Raw genomic sequence first — 15,251 nt, forward strand, 5'->3', positions numbered from 1 at the left:
AGCAGGACGCCATCCCCGGCATCGTCAACGAGGCCTGGACCGACATCGCCAAGCCGGGCATCTACCGCGGCCAGTGCGCGGAGCTGTGCGGCAAGGACCACGGCTTCATGCCGATCGTCGTGAAGGCGGTCACGAAGGAAGAATTCAAGCAGTGGCTGGCGCAGCAGAAGGCTGCCGCCGCCCCCGCGCCCGCCGTCGCCGTCGCCGCGGCTCCCTGAGCCGCCACCGAACAGAATTTCCCGAGGTAAGCCCATGTCCACGCATTACGAAGGCACCGCCGACAGCCACGGCCACGCCGCCGCCGGCCACGACGCGCACGACCACAAGCCGGGTTTCGTCGACCGCTGGTTCTTCTCGACGAACCACAAGGACATCGGCACGCTGTACCTGCTCTTCAGCTTCCTGATGGTGATCATCGGGGCGCTGCTGTCGGTGTTCATCCGTGCCGAGCTGGCGGTGCCGGGCCTGCAGTTCTTCAAGCCCGAGACCTTCAACCAGTTCACGACGGTGCACGCACTGGTGATGATCTTCGGCGCGATCATGCCGGCGTTCGTCGGCCTGGCGAACTGGATGATCCCGCTGCAGGTGGGCGCGCCGGACATGGCGCTGCCGCGCATGAACAACTGGTCGTTCTGGATCCTGCCGTTCGCCTTCCTGCTGCTGCTGTCCACCTTCTTCATGCCGGGCGGCGCGCCGGCCGGCGGCTGGACCATGTACCCGCCGCTGATGCTGCAGGGCGGCGCCAACGTCGCGATGACCATCTTCGCCGTGCACATGATGGGCATCAGCTCGATCATGGGCGCGATCAACGTGATCGCGACCGTGCTCAACATGCGCGCACCGGGCATGGACCTGATGAAGATGCCGCTGTTCTCGTGGTCCTGGCTGATCACCGCGTTCCTGCTGCTCGCGGTGATGCCGGTGCTGGCGGGCGCGGTGACCATGCTGCTGACCGACAAGTTCTTCGGCACCAGCTTCTTCAACGCGGCCGGCGGCGGCGACCCGGTGATGTACCAGCACATCTTCTGGTTCTTCGGGCACCCCGAGGTCTACATCATGATCCTGCCGGCGTTCGGGATCGTGTCGGAGATCATCCCGACCTTCAGCCGCAAGCCGCTGTTCGGCTACCAGGCGATGGTGTACGCGACCGCCGCGATCGCCTTCCTGTCGTTCATCGTGTGGGCGCACCACATGTTCGTGGTGGGCATGCCGCTGGGCGGCGAGGTCTACTTCATGTTCGCCACCATGCTGATCTCCATCCCGACCGGGGTGAAGGTCTTCAACTGGGTGACGACCATGTGGCGCGGCGCGCTGACCTTCGAAACGCCGATGCTGTGGGCGGTGGGCTTCGTCATCCTGTTCACCATCGGTGGCTTCTCCGGCCTGATGCTGGCCATCGTGCCGGCGGACTTCCAGTACCACGACACCTATTTCGTGGTGGCGCACTTCCACTACGTGCTGGTGACCGGCGCGCTGTTCTCCATCATCGCCGCCACCTACTACTGGTGGCCGAAGTGGACCGGCCGCATGTACAACGAGACCGCCGGCAAGTTCCACTTCTGGTGGACGGTGATCTTCGTCAACCTGCTGTTCTTCCCGCAGCACTTCCTGGGCCTGGCCGGCATGCCGCGCCGCATCCCGGACTACAACCCGGTGTTCGCGGACTGGAACCTGGTCAGCTCGATCGGTGCCTTCGGCATGTTCCTGACGCCCTTCATGATGGCCGCCATCCTGTGGAGCTCGCTGCGCAACGGCGCCAAGGCCGACGCGCGCGCCTGGGAAAACGCCAAGGGCCTGGAGTGGACCGTGCCTTCGCCGGCGCCGCACCACACCTTCAGCACCCCGCCGGTCATCAAGGATGGCGACCTGGCGCACGGCGACGTGACCCACTGAGCCGGGTGACGGGTGGCTGAGTCCATGAACGCTCCGATGCTCTCGCCGGAAGAAGCCGCGCGCCGCCGCAAGGCGGTGCTGCGCACCGCGTGGATCGTGGGTGGCCTGGCCTTCGCCATCTTCGTGCTGTTCATCCTGCGCGCGGTGCTCAGCGCATGAGCGGCAAGGCGTCCAATTCGGCGGGCCTGCTCAAGCTGGTGGGCGTGGCGCTGGGCGTGTTCGTGCTGACGTTCTCGCTGGTGCCGCTGTACCGGATCGCCTGCGAGAAGGTGTTCGGCGTGCGTCTGGAGAAGGGCCCGGGCCAGCAGGCGCAGGTCGCGGCGCCCAACGCCAAGCGCACCGTCACCGTGCAGTTCGACGGTGGCGTGAACTCCAAGCTGCCGTGGGCGTTCCATCCCGAACAGCTGACCATGCAGGTGGTGCCGGGCGAGCTGTACGAGGCCAAGTATTTCGCGCGCAACGACGGCCAGCGGCCGATCGTCGGCAGCGCGGTGCCGTCGGTGGCCCCGGCGCGCGCCTCGGGCTATTTCACCAAGACCGAATGCTTCTGCTTCACCGCCCAGACCCTCCAGGCCGGTGAAGTGCGCGACATGCCGGTGCGCTTCATCGTCGATCCCAACCTGCCGGGCGACGTGAAGACCATCACCCTGTCGTATACCTTCTACAAGAACGATGCCCTGACCGCGCAACTGGGCGCGGGCAATGCCTCCAATTCGCCGCACGCGGCACCCTGATCGAGCCTTAGGAACCGGAAGACACGCCATGGCACAAGCTCATTCGCCAGACGCCAACATCTACTTCGTGCCACACAGCAGCAAGTGGCCGTTCGTGGGCTCCATCGCCATGTTCGTCACCATGTTCGGCGTGGCCAGCTGGCTCAACGACGCGGCCTGGGGCAAGTGGACCTTCTTCACCGGCGTGTTCCTGCTGTGCGCGACCCTGTTCATGTGGTTCGGCGACGTGATCCGGGAGTCGGTCAGCGGCAACTACAACAAGCAGGTCGACGTGTCCTTCCGCATGGGCATGGTCTGGTTCATCTTCTCCGAAGTGATGTTCTTCGCCGCGTTCTTCGGCGCGCTGTTCTACGCCCGCCAGTTCGCGCTGCCGTGGCTGGGCGGCGAAGGCGACGGCGTGATGACCAACGCGCTGCTGTGGGATGGTTTCTCCGCGGCCTGGCCGACCGCCGGCCCCGGCCAGGTCGGTGGCCAGTTCCAGACCATCTCGGCCTGGGGCCTGCCGCTGATCAACACCCTGATCCTGCTGACCTCGGGCGTGACCATCACCATCGCCCATCACACGCTGAAGGCGGGCCACCGCAAGCAGCTGCTGGTGTTCCTGGGGCTGACCGTCCTGCTGGGCTGCACCTTCCTGTTCTTCCAGGCGGAGGAGTACATCCACGCCTACAAGGAACTGAACCTGACCCTGGGTTCGGGCATCTACGGCTCCACCTTCTTCATGCTGACCGGCTTCCACGGCGCCCACGTGACCCTGGGCACGATCATGCTGGCAATCATCTGGCTGCGCTGCGCGCGTGGCCACTTCACCAAGGACGACCATTTCGCGTTCGAAGCCGTGGCCTGGTACTGGCACTTCGTCGACGTGGTGTGGCTGGGCCTGTTCCTGTTCGTGTACGTGCTGTAAGGACGGGATGGAGACTGGGGTTGGGGACACGTTCCCTTTCCCCGATGCAGAAAAGGCGACGGCCAGCCCGTCGCCTTTTTGTTTTCGTTTCAGCGAACCCGGATTTCAGGGTGTGCTGGCGTCCCGGATCCCCGTTCCCGGATTTCGGCGCGGAACGCGCCTACGCCCCAATCCCGTGCGGCTTGATCCAACCCATGTAGATGGCGAGGATGACGAGCAGGATGAGCGCCACCGACAGGCCGATGCGGCGGGTCAGGGCGTTGACGGTGCGTTTGCTCTGGCCTTTGTCCACGAGCAGGTAATACAGGCCGGCGCCGAGGTTCCAGATGATCAGGATCAGGAACGCGATAATCAGCAGGGTCTTCAGCGAATCATTCATGGGAGCCTCGAAGGGCGCGCAGCGGGCATGAACACATTATTGCAGCCGAAGGGGAAACACGCGTGAGCCAGCGCCGGATGCCACTGGTGGCGGGTTGGGCGCTGGCCCTGATCGTGATCGCGCTGTTCTGCGGCCTGGGTACCTGGCAACTGGGGCGGGCCAAGCAGAAGGAAGCCATGCTGGCCGCTTCGCAGAAGATCCTGACCGAGCGCCGTCCGGTTCCGCTCGCGCAGGCCGCCCGGCCGGAGCTGCGGAGCGGGTATGCCTGGGCCTCGGGCCATGGCCATTTCCTGCCCGGCCCGGCGGTGCTGCTGGACAACCAGAACCATGACGGACGCGCGGGCATCCGCGCCTATCGGGTGTTCCAGGCCGATGGCGCGCCGCCGCTGCTGGTGGAACTGGGCTGGTTGCCGCTGCCGGGCGACCGTCGCCTGCCGGCGATTGCCGTGCCCGATGGCGAGCAGGCGCTGAGCGGCCTGATCGCGCCACCGCCGTCGGAGGGCCTGGTCAAGGCGGTGATCACGGTCCAGCCCGGCGGCGATTATCTGGTGACCGGCCTGGACGTGCCTGCGCTGGCGCGGGATCTGAAGCTGCCGGCGCTGGCGCCGCGCGTGTTCCGTCCGGATCCGGCGCTGCCGCTGGGCTATGCGCGCGATCTCGACATCCTGCCCAATACCCTGCCGCCGGAACGCCACCTCGGCTACGCCGTACAGTGGTTCGGGCTCGCGCTGGCGGTGCTGATCACCGCGCTGGTGGTGAGCCGCCGCGGCCGGCGCCCGCGGCAGGCGCACTGAGCCGCCGCGCATGAGAAAATAGCCGGATGACTTCGATGCCCCCTGATGCCGGCCGTGCCCGCGGACGCTGGATGCTGGTCGCGCTGTTCGCCCTGTTCTTCGGCACCGTGTTCGGCGCCGGCGTGCTGCGCTTCGCCGGCTGGCAGCCGGCCGGCCACAAGAACCATGGCGAAATGCTGCAGCCGCCTTCCGACGCCCGCCAGATCGTGCCCCGCCTCGCCGATGGCCAGCCGTATGCCTGGCAGCCGGGCGAGCGGATCTGGCGGATCGTGGTGGCGCCGCCGGCCGATTGCGCGGCCGGGTGCCTGAAGCTGGCCCGGGATCTGGACAAGGTCTGGCGCCTGTTCGGACACAACGCCGACAAGGTGGAGATTCTCTGGATCGGCCCACTGCCGGCGGGCGCGCCGGCGACCGAGGCGCGCCGCCAGTTGCAGGCCACGCCGGAACTGCTCGCAGCCTTGCCGCGCCTGCAGGATCCGAAGGGCGTGCCCGTCTACGTCATCGATCCCCATGGTTTCGTGATCCTGCGCTATCCGCCCGGCTTCGATGCCGGCGGACTGTACAAGGACGTCGCGAAGCTGCTGAAACTGATTTGAGGGTGCGTCCGAGATGAATGCCGTCGCCCGGCCCGTGCTGTATCGCCATTTCCATCGCATCGCCTGGCTGGCCGTTGGCCTGGCCCTGTGCGTCATCGTGTTCGGCGCCTTCGTGCGCCTGTCCAACGCCGGCCTGAGCTGCCCGGACTGGCCGACCTGCTACGGTCGCGCCACCTGGCCGCAGAGCACGCATGAGGTGGTGGATCACGCCGCCAGCGCGATCCGCCCGTTCGAGACCCACAAGGCCTGGCGTGAACAGGTGCACCGGCACATCGCCGCGACCCTGGGCATGCTGGTGTTGATCCTCTCGCTGCTGGCCGCGCGCCGGCGCCGCTTCGGCATCGCCACCATCCTGCTGGCGTCGGCATTCGTCGCCACCGCGATCCCGCTGTACATGCATGGCGAACACGTCGCCGCGTCGGTGCTCGCGATCATCGGCGAGGGCATCCTGCTGTTCGCCGCGCTGCGTTGGTCCAACCTGGATCTGGCGCGGGTCAGCGCGCTGACCCTGGCGGTGATCATCTTCCAGGCGCTGCTGGGCATGTGGACGGTGACCTGGCTGCTCAAGCCGATCGTGGTGATGGGGCATCTGCTGGGCGGCCTGACCACGTTCTCGCTGCTGGTCTGGATGGCCTGGCGCGCGACCGATCAGCCGATCACGCTGGGCGACGCGCGGTCGCTGCGACGGTGGGTGATCGGCGGCCTGATCCTGCTGGGCATCCAGATCGCGCTGGGCGGTTGGGTCAGCGCGAACTATGCGGCGGTGGCCTGCGGGCTGGATTTCCCCAAGTGCGTGGGACGCTGGTGGCCGCCGGCCGATTTCAGCGAAGGCTTCGTGCTCTGGCGCGGCATCGGCGTGGACTATGAAGGCGGCGTGCTCGACGGCGCGTCGCGCATCGCGATCCAGATGACCCATCGGATCATGGCGGTCATCGTGGCGCTGTACGTGCTGGGCCTGGGCATGCGCCTGTTCCGCACGCCGGGCATGCGCGGCTGGGCCACGCTGCTGGTGGTGCTGATCGCCGGTCAGTTCACCCTGGGCATCCTCAACGTCAAATTGAACCTGCCGCTGCACGTGGCGGTGGCGCACAACCTTGGCGCGGTGCTGCTGCTGTTCACCCTGGTTTCGCTGATCGCGCGCCTGCGCAAGCCCGAATGACGATTGCACTGCGCCAATACTGGGATCTGACCAAGCCGCGCGTGGTCGCGCTGATCGTGTTCACCGCGATCGTCGGCATGTTCCTGGCCATCGACGGACTGCCCGACCTGGCGCAGTTGCGCCTGGGCGCGCTGGGCTTCCTCGGGATCTGGCTGGCCGCCTCCAGCGCGGCGGCGATCAACCAGCTGCTCGACACCCGCATCGACGCCAAGATGGCGCGCACCTCCTGGCGCCCGCTGGTGGTGGGGCAGGTCAAGCCGTGGCAGGCGCTGGTGTTCGCGCTGTGCCTGGCGGCGCTGTCGATGGCAATCCTGGTGCTGTGGGTCAACGTCATCACCGCGATCCTGACCTTCGCCTCGCTGATCGGTTACGCGGTGATCTACACCGTCTTCCTCAAGCGGGCGACGCCGCAGAACATCGTCATCGGCGGTGTCGCCGGTGCCGCGCCGCCGCTGCTGGGGTGGGCGACCATGACCGGCATGCGCGGCGAATGGGACTGGGCCCACGCGCTGTTGCTGGTGCTGATCATCTTCGTGTGGACGCCGCCGCATTTCTGGGCGCTGGCCATCTTCCGCCGCGAGGACTATGCGCGCGCGTTGGTGCCGATGCTGCCGGTCACCCATGGCGTCACCTACACGCGCTGGCAGATCCTGTTCTACACGGTGCTGCTGGTGGAGGTGACCGTGCTGCCGGTGGTGTTCGGCATGAGCGGCCTGTTCTACCTGGGCGGCGCGCTGGTGCTGGGCCTGGTGTTCCTGTGGTACGCCTGGCGCCTGCTGGATCCGCCGGACGAGTTCTTCGCCATGCGGATGTTCAACTATTCCATCGTCTACCTGATGGCGCTGTTCGCGTTCCTGCTGGTCGATCACTGGCTGTAATCGCGATGCGTCTCCCCGGCGATGAAGAAAGGCCCGCGCGAGCGGGCCTTTCCGTTTCATCGTACCGTGGCGCGCGCGACGGGATCACTCCAGCAGGTGACGCTGCCAGAACAGCATCGAGGCGGCACTGAAGTAGTCGCTGTTGGATTTCTTCTGGAAGCCGTGGCCCTCGTCGGAGAACTCCAGGTACCACACCGGCTGGCCATTGCCGCGCACCGCCTTCACGATCTGCTCGGCCTCGGTGTAGGGCACGCGCGGATCATTGCGGCCCTGGGCGACGAACAGCGGTGAGGTGATCCGGTTGGCATGGTTGAGCGGCGAGATCTTCTCGAAGTGCTCGGCCATCGCCGGATCCCGTTCGTCGCCATACTCGGCGCGGCGCAGATCGCGACGGTAGCTCTCGGTGTTCTTGAGGAAGGTGCCGAAGTGGGAGATGCCGACCACGTCGATGCCGGCGCGGATGCGGTCGCTGTAATGCATCAGCGAGGCCAGCACCATGTAGCCGCCATAGCTGCCCCCGTAGACGCCGACGCGCTTGGCATCCAGTTCCGGCTGCTGGCCGATCCAGTCGAGCAGCGCGCCGATGTCCTTGACCGAATCCTCGCGCTTGAAGCCGTTGTCCAGCTGCACGTAGGTCTTGCCGTAGCCGGTCGAACCGCGCACGTTGGGCACCAGCACGGCGATGCCCATTTCGTTGACCAGGTACTGGATGCCGGCGTTGAAGGTGGGCAGCGACTGCCCTTCCGGGCCGCCATGGATGTTGATCAGCACCGGATAGCGGCCGTTCTTCGCGGGTTTGGCCGGCTTGTAGAAGAACGCGGGTATCGTGCGCGGCTTGCCGTCGACCTGATCGAAGGTCGGATAGCGCACCAGCGTGGGCGCGACGAAGCCGGCCGCGTCCAGCCCGCCGACTTCGCTGCGGGTCCAGCGCGACAGCGTCGCGCCGGCCAGATCGATCACGTAGATGTCGCTGGGCGACGTGGCGGTGTTGAGGCTCAGCGCCAGCTTGCCGCCATCCGGCGAAAAGCCCATGCCGCCGACGATGCCGATCGGCAGCTCGGGCAGCGCGACCGGCTTGAACGACGGCCAGGCGAACACGTGCAGGCGATCGATGCCGTCCTCGTTGCTGACGTAGGCGACGTGGCGGCCATCGTCGGAGACCTCCAGCTGATCCACGTCCCAGGGAATGTCCGCGCTGACCACCTTGAACTCGCCGGTGGCGGGATTGTGGTAGCGCAGGGTGCGGAACTCCTGCGGCTTGCTTTCCAGGTTCTCGTCGCTGACGTAGAACACGCTCTGGCCGTCGCCCGCGTAGCGGAAGCCGCCGACCGACGCCTTGCCGCCTTCCACCGGGAAGCGGGTCAGCTTGCCGCTGGCCAGATCCACCTTGCCCGGATGCGATTCGTTGACCGAAACGTACTGGCTGACCAGCAGGGTCTTGCCGTCCGGCGAGAAATCCATCGCGCCCCACTGGCCGCCCTCGGTGACCACCGTGCGCGCCTTGCGGGTGGCGAGATCCATCACCCACACGTCGGTGTCCTTGCCGTTGCGGGCGGTGCTGCTCCACGCCAGCTGCTTGCCGTCGTGCGAGAACAGCGGGCCCTGGTTGCGCGCCTTGCCGTCGGTGAGCAGGCTGGTTTCGCGGGTGGCCAGGTCGAACCAGTACAGCTGCCAGAACTCGTTGCCGCCCACATCCTTGCCGAATACGAAGCCATCGCGCCCGGACTTCGCCGGCGCCGCGCCAAGACTGTTGATGGGCTCGGGATAGAAGGTCAGCTGTTCGCGCATGCCCATCGGCTGGCAGACGCGATGCGCCTGGTTGGTCTCGGCGAAGCGGGTGGCGATCAGCACGCAGCCTTCGCGGGTCCAGCCGGCGAAGCCGGCGCCGCGGGTGTTCTGGTAGCGGTTGAGGCGCTCGCCCAGTTCGGCGGGAATCGCCGGCACGTACTCGGTGGTGCGGTTGCCGATCTGTTCGCGCGCCGGCGCCTGCGCGGGCGTGGCCGCGGTCTGGGCCAGCGCCGGCAGCGCCAGCAGGGCCAGCACCAGCGGCAGGCTTCGGCCAGGATGATGGGTCATGCGAAGGTTACTCCCCGGGTGAAAGACCCGAGGTTACCCATGTTCCGGCGCCTGCGGCCAGTGTCGCCGGGAAGCCCGCGAGCAGGGAACGGCCGGGCGATGGCCCGGCCGTTCCGCGCGATCATGGCGTCCGCAGCTTCTGTTCGACCACCGGCGCGAGCGATTTCAGGCCGGCCTGGCGACCGAGTTCCAGTGCTTTTTCGTCGCTGGCGCCTTCTTCCTGTTTCGCCATCAGCGCCAGCAACGCGCCGACCCGGTTGCCGGAAGCGCAATGCAGCAGCACGTTGTCGCCACCGTCCTGCAGCAGCTTCTTCAGCGCGGCGGCATTGGCGGCGGTGAGATCGTCGGCGCCGGCGATCGGCAGGCGCTCGTAGCGCATGCCCTGCTGTTGGATCACGGCGGCTTCATCGAAGCCCCGGTCCTCGCCGGGCGCGCGCAGATCGATGACGGTGCGCACGCCTTGTTTCGAGAAATCGGCGAGTTGTTCGGCGGTGGGCTGGCCACCGGTATGCAGGCCCGGGCGCGGCTGGGTGAAATCGCCGGCCTGGACCTGCAGCGCCAGCAGCAACAGCGCGCCGGCGAGCAGATGACGGAACGATGCGAGGGTGCGACGGGATCCACGTTTCATGGGAGTCTCCTCGTTCAGCGGGCTACGCGCGCCTGCAGCAGGGCGCGCAATTCGTACTTGTCGGCTTCGTCCAGGCCGATGTTGCGCTGTTTCACCTGAAGTTCGTCGATACGTTGCTGCAACAGCTGTTTTTCCATCTGGTGCGCGGCGTCCAGCAGTTCGGCATGCCAGGTGGCGTCGTCGCCGGGCAGATCCTGCATCGCCAGTTTCTGCAAGGCGACCAGTTCCTCGCGCTCGGCGAAATGTTCCAGCAGCGCCCCGGTTGTGATGTCCGGGCGCGCGTGCACGATGTCCAGCAGTTCCAGCAGCAGCTCGATGCCGGGCTGGCGCAGGCCGGCGAAGGCATGTGGCGGCTCCAGCGCCAATGCCAGCGCCGGCTTGTGCAGCAGGCGCACGATCGCGCTGCGGATCAGGCTGGGCTTGTGGCCGCCGGTGGAACGTTGCGGGGTGGCCGCGGTCCGGAGGGGCGGCGCCGGCGGGGCCGACGCGGCGCCGACGCCGGTGATCTCGCCCAGCCGCTGGCGCATCAGATCGCCGAATGCACCATCCGGAATCTGCGCCAGCAGCGGACGCGCGCGCTCGGCCAGGCGCGCCTTGCCGTCCAGCGTGGACAGGCGGATGTCCTTGCCCAGTTCCTGGAAGAAGAATTCCGACAGCGGCATCGCCTGCTGCAGGCGCGCGTCAAACGCGGCGGCGCCTTCCTGGCGCACGATGGTGTCCGGATCCTCGCCGTCGGGCAGGAACAGGAAGAACGCCTGGCGGCCGTCCTTCATGCGCGGCAGCACCGATTCCAGGGCGCGCCAGGCGGCGCGTTGTCCGGCGGCGTCGCCGTCGAAACAGAAATACACGTCCGGCGCGTTGCGGAACAGCAGTTCGGCATGGTCCGGCGTGGTCGCGGTGCCGAGCGTGGCGACGGCTTCCTTGACCCCGAACTGGAACAGCGAGACCACGTCCATGTAGCCCTCGACCACGATCAGCCGCGCGATCTTCTGGTTGGCCTGGCGCACCTGCCACAGGCCGTAGAGTTCGCGGCCCTTGTGGAACAGCGCGGTCTCCGGCGAGTTGAGGTATTTGGGGCCATCGTCCTTCTGCAGCACGCGGCCGCCGAAGGCGATCACCCGGCCACGCCGGTCGTAGATCGGGAACATCACCCGATCCCGGAACTTGTCGTAGGTGTGCCCGCGATCGTTCTTGGAGAACAGGCCGGCGCGATCCAGCAGTTTCATCCGGCGTTCGTCGGTGCCCAGCGCGTCCTTCAGCGCGGAGAAGCCGTCCGGTGCGTAGCCGATGGCGAACTGCGCGCGGGTGGCCGCGTCCACGCCGCGCCCGTCCAGGTAGGCGCGTGCTTTCTCGCTGCCTTCCAACTGGCGCTGGAAGAAGCGCGCGGCCGCTTCCAGCGCGCCGAACAGATCGCGGGTGTCGTTGCTCTGGTTGCGCTGCTGGGTCTCGCGCGGCACTTCCATGCCGTTGCGCCGGGCCAGTTCCTCGACCGCGTCGAGGAACTCCAGGCGGTCGTAGTTCATCAGGAACGACAGTGCGGTGCCGTGCGCGCCGCAGCCGAAGCAGTGGTAGAACTGCTTGGTCGGCGAGACCGTGAACGAGGGCGAGCGCTCGTCATGGAACGGGCAGCAGGCCGAGTACTCCTTGCCTTGCCGCTTCAGCGGCACGCGCGTGCTGATCACCTCGACGATATCCGTCCGGGCGAGCAGTTCGTCGATGAAGGCGTCGGGGATGCGGGCCATGGACTGCGTAGTATTCCACGCCCCGCAGACGGCGTCAGGAAACCCCGCGGAGCGTCTTGTCCCGGCGGGCGGCCAGCCGTTCGTCGATCAGCGCGGTCAGCAGGGCGCCGACCAGGAACACCACCGTGGCGTAGTACATCCAGACCAGCAGGATGACCAGCGTGCCCATCGACCCGTACGCGCTGCCCGGCGCCGCCTGCGCGATGTAAACGCCGATGGCCCAGCGACCGGCGATGAACAGGACCGCCGTCAGCGCTGCGCCCAGGAAAGCCCTTCGCCAGGCCACCCGCCGATCCGGCAGGTAGTGGTAGAGCAGGGCGAAGGCGAACACGTAGAGCATCAGCGATGCGGCGTTGCCCAGCGTGGGCAGCAGCGAAGGCAGCCGGGCGAACGCCACCTGCAGCACCGTGTTCAAGGTCATCGACACCAGCAGCAGGAAGCCCAGCGCCAGCACCACCCCGAACGAGAAGATCCGCTTGCGCAGCCATGCCCACGGGCTTTCCAGACGTTGGGCGTCGGTGCGGAAAATCAGGTTCAGGGCCTGCTGCAACTGGCCGAACACGGCGGTGGCGCCGATGAACAGCAGCGCGGTGCTCCAGCCGCCCGCCAGCGAGCCCACGCTGGGGCGATTGCGGGCGTTGCGCAACACCGTGGCGGCGATGGTCCGGGCTTCATGGCCGGCCAGATCGCCGATCTGGCGCAGCAGGGCTTCCTGGGCGCTGGGATAGAGTGCGGTGGTGAGCCATAGCAGCAACACTAGCAGCGGCGCCAGCGACAGCAATGCATAGAAGGCCAGCGCCGCCGCCTGTGCCATCACGTCGACTTCGATGAAGCGCCGCGCCAGCGCGGCCGGCAGGCTGGCATGCAGGCGCTTCAGCAGGCCCAGCAGCTTGTCGCGAACGCCCCGCATCGGATTCCGCATCCGTCCAGACACGGGGCCAGCATCGCAGGCGCCTGTCGTCGCGCCGTGAGGACGGGCCTGTCAGTCGATGGGCGCGGCGGCCAGTCGCCGCAATGCTTCGCCGGTGACCCGCTGCACGGTCCATTCGTCCTGGCCGAGCGCGCCGAGGCTGCGGTAGAAGCGGATGGCGGGTTCGTTCCAGTCCAGCACCGACCATTCGAACCGCCCGTAGCCGCGTTCCACCGCCCGCCGCGCGAGATCGATCATCAGCCGCTTGCCCACGCCCAAACCGCGGAAACGCGGGCGCACGAACAGATCCTCCAGATACAGCCCGGGCAGGCCGACGAAGGTGGAGAAACTGGTGAAGAACAGGGCGAAGCCGGCCGGCTCGCCGTCGACCTCGGCGATCACCACTTCCGCGGCCGGACGCGGGCCGAACAGGTGTTCGGCGAGCTGGGCCTCGGTGGCGACCGCTTCATGCGCCAGCCGCTCGTATTCGGCCAGTTCGCGGATGAAGGCGAGGATATGCGGCACGTCTTCGCGGACGGCCGCGCGCAGGGTGGGGGTCCGGGACATCGTGGCGCGGGCTCGCAGGTAGAAACGACGGGGACGAGGATGGCGGGGCGGCGCCAGCGGGCGCCGCGCCCGTCATCGACAGGGAAGGCGGGCTCAGCCCGCGAACTTCTTCTTCACCAGCGCCGAGACCTGGCCCATGTCGGCCTGGCCGGCCAGGCGCGGCTTCAGCACGCCCATCAGCTTGCCCATGTCGGCCGGGCCGCTGGCGCCGGTCTCGGCGATGGCGGCGTCGATGGCGGCCAGGATTTCGGCTTCGCCCAGCTTGGCCGGCAGGTAGCGCTCGATGACGAGGATCTCGGCGCGCTCGACCGCGGCCAGGTCCTCGCGGCCGGCGGCCTCGTATTGGTTCACCGAGTCCTTGCGCTGCTTGACCATCTTCTCCAGCACGGCGAGCACCGCGGCGTCGTCCAGTTCGACGCGCTCGTCCACTTCACGCTGCTTGATCGCGGCGTTGACCAGGCGGATGACGCCCAGGGTGTCCTTGTCGCCGCCCTTCATGGCGGCCTTCATGTCATCGGTGAGCTGTTGCTTCAGGGGCATGGGTGTTCTCCGGAGCCTGCCAGCGGCAGGAAAAAGGGGATGCGGATTCCAGAAACGCAAAAAGCCGGCCACGCTCGCGCGTGCCGGCTTCTGGCGAAACGCCGTCGCTCAGTACAGGCGCTGGCGCTTGGTCACGTCGCGCGAAGAGCGACGCAGCTGGCGCTTCACCGCAGCAGCGGCCTTGCGCTTGCGTTCCTGGGTCGGCTTCTCGTAGAACTCGCGCTTGCGGGTTTCAGCCAGCACGCCGGCCTTTTCGCAGGTGCGCTTGAAGCGACGGAGCGCAAACTCAAACGGCTCGTTTTCGCGGACTTTGACGCTGGGCATACGTAATCTCGGTGATGGAAACGACCCGGGCAGACCGGGTGAGCCGCGCATTATAGCGATGGCGGGCGGAAAAGTGCAACATAGCGCCCATGAAGGTTCTTGGCATCGAAACCAGCTGCGACGAGACCGGCGTGGCGGTCTACGACACCGCCCGGACCGGCGCCGACGGCCTGCTGGCCCATGCGGTCTACAGCCAGATTGCGCTCCACGCCGAATACGGCGGGGTGGTGCCGGAGCTGGCCAGCCGCGACCACGTCCGCAAGCTGCTGCCGCTGATCCGCCAGACCCTGGCCGAGGCCGGCCTGGACACCCGCGATCTGGACGGCGTCGCCTATACCGCCGGGCCCGGCCTGGTGGGGGCGCTGCTGGTGGGCGCCGGGGTGGCCCGATCGCTGGCCTGGGCGCTGGATGTGCCGGCGGTGGCGGTCCATCACATGGAAGGCCACCTGCTGGCCCCGCTCATCGAGCATGACCCGCCGGAGCCGCCGTTCGTGGCCCTGCTGGTGTCGGGGGGACATACCCAGCTGGTGGCGGTGGACGCCATCGGCAGCTACCGGCTGCTGGGCGAGACCCTGGACGACGCCGCCGGCGAAGCCTTCGACAAGACCGCCAAGCTGATGGGACTGCCGTATCCGGGCGGCCCGCAGCTGGCCCGGCTGGCCGAGTCCGGCACGCCCGGCCGGTTCAGGTTCGCCCGGCCGATGACCGACCGGCCCGGCCTGGATTTCAGCTTCTCCGGCCTCAAGACCCAGGTGCTGCTGGCCTGGCGCGACAGCGATCAGCAGCCGCAGACCAAGGCCGACATCGCGCGCGGGTTCGAGGACGCGGTGGTCGAGACGCTGGCCATCAAGTGCGAACGCGCGCTGGACGCGGCCGGCTGCGACACCCTGATCGTGGCCGGCGGCGTGGGCGCCAACAAGCGCCTGCGCGCGCGCCTGCAGGAGATGGCGGCGCGCCGGCGCGGCGGCCGCGTGTGCTTCCCGCGGCTGGATCTGTGCACCGACAACGGCGCGATGATCGCCTTCGCCGGCGCGTTGCGGCTGGAAGCCGGGCAGCACGAGAGCGCCGAAGTGAAGGTGACGCCGCGCTGGGACATGGCGACGTTGTCGCCGGTGGCGCGGTAA

The 15,251-nt window shown here is 67.6% G+C and carries 17 protein-coding genes and 1 pseudogene; 10 read left to right on the forward strand and 8 right to left on the reverse strand.

Translation table 11 applies throughout. The features are described from left to right. The 5 genes and pseudogenes from ACTHN1_RS18735 to ACTHN1_RS18755 all read left to right on the forward strand — a co-directional run. A pseudogene (locus ACTHN1_RS18735) lies at positions 1-218 on the forward strand (cytochrome c oxidase subunit II); the annotation flags it as partial. Between the two features lie 34 nt (positions 219-252). Next, positions 253-1,893: a cytochrome c oxidase subunit I gene (gene ctaD / locus ACTHN1_RS18740; protein ID WP_440472433.1), complete on the forward strand. Its 1,641-nt coding sequence runs from the start codon at positions 253-255 to the stop codon at positions 1,891-1,893. Between the two features lie 24 nt (positions 1,894-1,917). Then, a complete protein-coding gene (locus ACTHN1_RS18745; protein WP_287754893.1) occupies positions 1,918-2,052 on the forward strand; it encodes a hypothetical protein in 135 nt (44 codons plus the stop codon). After that, entirely contained in the window at positions 2,049-2,627 is a 579-nt protein-coding gene (locus tag ACTHN1_RS18750; RefSeq protein ID WP_440472434.1) for a cytochrome c oxidase assembly protein, read from the forward strand. Before ACTHN1_RS18745 ends, ACTHN1_RS18750 begins: the two co-directional genes overlap by 4 nt. Positions 2,628-2,655: 28 nt before the next feature. Then, entirely contained in the window at positions 2,656-3,534 is an 879-nt protein-coding gene (locus ACTHN1_RS18755; RefSeq protein WP_440472435.1) for a cytochrome c oxidase subunit 3, read from the forward strand. 160 nt (positions 3,535-3,694) lie between these two features. On the opposite strand, the gene ACTHN1_RS18760 is transcribed toward ACTHN1_RS18755, so the two are convergent. After that, positions 3,695-3,913 (reverse strand): twin transmembrane helix small protein, encoded by a 219-nt coding sequence (locus ACTHN1_RS18760; protein ID WP_440472436.1) that lies wholly within the window; start codon positions 3,911-3,913, stop codon positions 3,695-3,697. A 77-nt stretch (positions 3,914-3,990) separates the two neighbouring features. Here ACTHN1_RS18760 and ACTHN1_RS18765 point away from each other — a divergent pair, with 77 nt between their 5' ends. The 4 genes from ACTHN1_RS18765 to cyoE are packed head-to-tail and all read left to right on the forward strand — an operon-like array spanning position 3,991 to position 7,340. Further along, positions 3,991-4,707 carry an SURF1 family protein gene (locus ACTHN1_RS18765; protein ID WP_440472516.1) on the forward strand — a complete coding sequence of 239 codons (717 nt, stop codon included), beginning with the start codon at positions 3,991-3,993 and terminating at the stop codon, positions 4,705-4,707. 26 nt (positions 4,708-4,733) lie between these two features. Continuing rightward, positions 4,734-5,303: a hypothetical protein gene (locus ACTHN1_RS18770; protein WP_440472437.1), complete on the forward strand. Its 570-nt coding sequence runs from the start codon at positions 4,734-4,736 to the stop codon at positions 5,301-5,303. A gap of 13 nt (positions 5,304-5,316) precedes the next feature. Continuing rightward, positions 5,317-6,462 carry a COX15/CtaA family protein gene (locus ACTHN1_RS18775; RefSeq protein WP_440472438.1) on the forward strand — a complete coding sequence of 382 codons (1,146 nt, stop codon included), beginning with the start codon at positions 5,317-5,319 and terminating at the stop codon, positions 6,460-6,462. Continuing rightward, positions 6,459-7,340: a heme o synthase gene (gene cyoE / locus ACTHN1_RS18780; RefSeq protein ID WP_440472439.1), complete on the forward strand. Its 882-nt coding sequence runs from the start codon at positions 6,459-6,461 to the stop codon at positions 7,338-7,340. The genes ACTHN1_RS18775 and cyoE overlap by 4 nt, the downstream gene beginning before the upstream one ends. Before the next feature lie 84 nt (positions 7,341-7,424). Here cyoE and ACTHN1_RS18785 read toward each other — a convergent pair whose 3' ends face one another. The 7 genes from ACTHN1_RS18785 to rpsU all read right to left on the reverse strand — a co-directional run bounded on the left by ACTHN1_RS18785 (position 7,425) and on the right by rpsU (position 14,127). Next, positions 7,425-9,416 (reverse strand): alpha/beta fold hydrolase, encoded by a 1,992-nt coding sequence (locus ACTHN1_RS18785; protein ID WP_440472440.1) that lies wholly within the window; start codon positions 9,414-9,416, stop codon positions 7,425-7,427. A 121-nt stretch (positions 9,417-9,537) separates the two neighbouring features. After that, entirely contained in the window at positions 9,538-10,044 is a 507-nt protein-coding gene (locus ACTHN1_RS18790) for a fused DSP-PTPase phosphatase/NAD kinase-like protein (protein WP_440472441.1), read from the reverse strand. Between the two features lie 14 nt (positions 10,045-10,058). Further along, complete coding sequence (gene dnaG, locus ACTHN1_RS18795) at positions 10,059-11,786, reverse strand: DNA primase (protein ID WP_440472442.1); 1,728 nt, start codon at positions 11,784-11,786, stop codon at positions 10,059-10,061. 34 nt (positions 11,787-11,820) lie between these two features. Then, a complete protein-coding gene (locus tag ACTHN1_RS18800) occupies positions 11,821-12,696 on the reverse strand; it encodes a YihY/virulence factor BrkB family protein (RefSeq protein WP_440472443.1) in 876 nt (291 codons plus the stop codon). Positions 12,697-12,768: 72 nt separating this feature from the next. After that, positions 12,769-13,263: an N-acetyltransferase family protein gene (locus ACTHN1_RS18805; RefSeq protein ID WP_440472444.1), complete on the reverse strand. Its 495-nt coding sequence runs from the start codon at positions 13,261-13,263 to the stop codon at positions 12,769-12,771. 93 nt (positions 13,264-13,356) lie between these two features. After that, entirely contained in the window at positions 13,357-13,803 is a 447-nt protein-coding gene (locus ACTHN1_RS18810; protein WP_295378952.1) for a GatB/YqeY domain-containing protein, read from the reverse strand. A gap of 108 nt (positions 13,804-13,911) precedes the next feature. Beyond that, positions 13,912-14,127: a 30S ribosomal protein S21 gene (gene rpsU, locus ACTHN1_RS18815; RefSeq protein ID WP_002808376.1), complete on the reverse strand. Its 216-nt coding sequence runs from the start codon at positions 14,125-14,127 to the stop codon at positions 13,912-13,914. 89 nt (positions 14,128-14,216) lie between these two features. Here rpsU and tsaD point away from each other — a divergent pair, with 89 nt between their 5' ends. Continuing rightward, positions 14,217-15,251 (forward strand): tRNA (adenosine(37)-N6)-threonylcarbamoyltransferase complex transferase subunit TsaD, encoded by a 1,035-nt coding sequence (gene tsaD / locus ACTHN1_RS18820; protein ID WP_440472445.1) that lies wholly within the window; start codon positions 14,217-14,219, stop codon positions 15,249-15,251.

It is taken from the genome of Pseudoxanthomonas sp. (assembly GCF_051953815.1).
In the GTDB taxonomy this organism is placed as follows: Bacteria; Pseudomonadota; Gammaproteobacteria; order Xanthomonadales; family Xanthomonadaceae; genus Pseudoxanthomonas_A.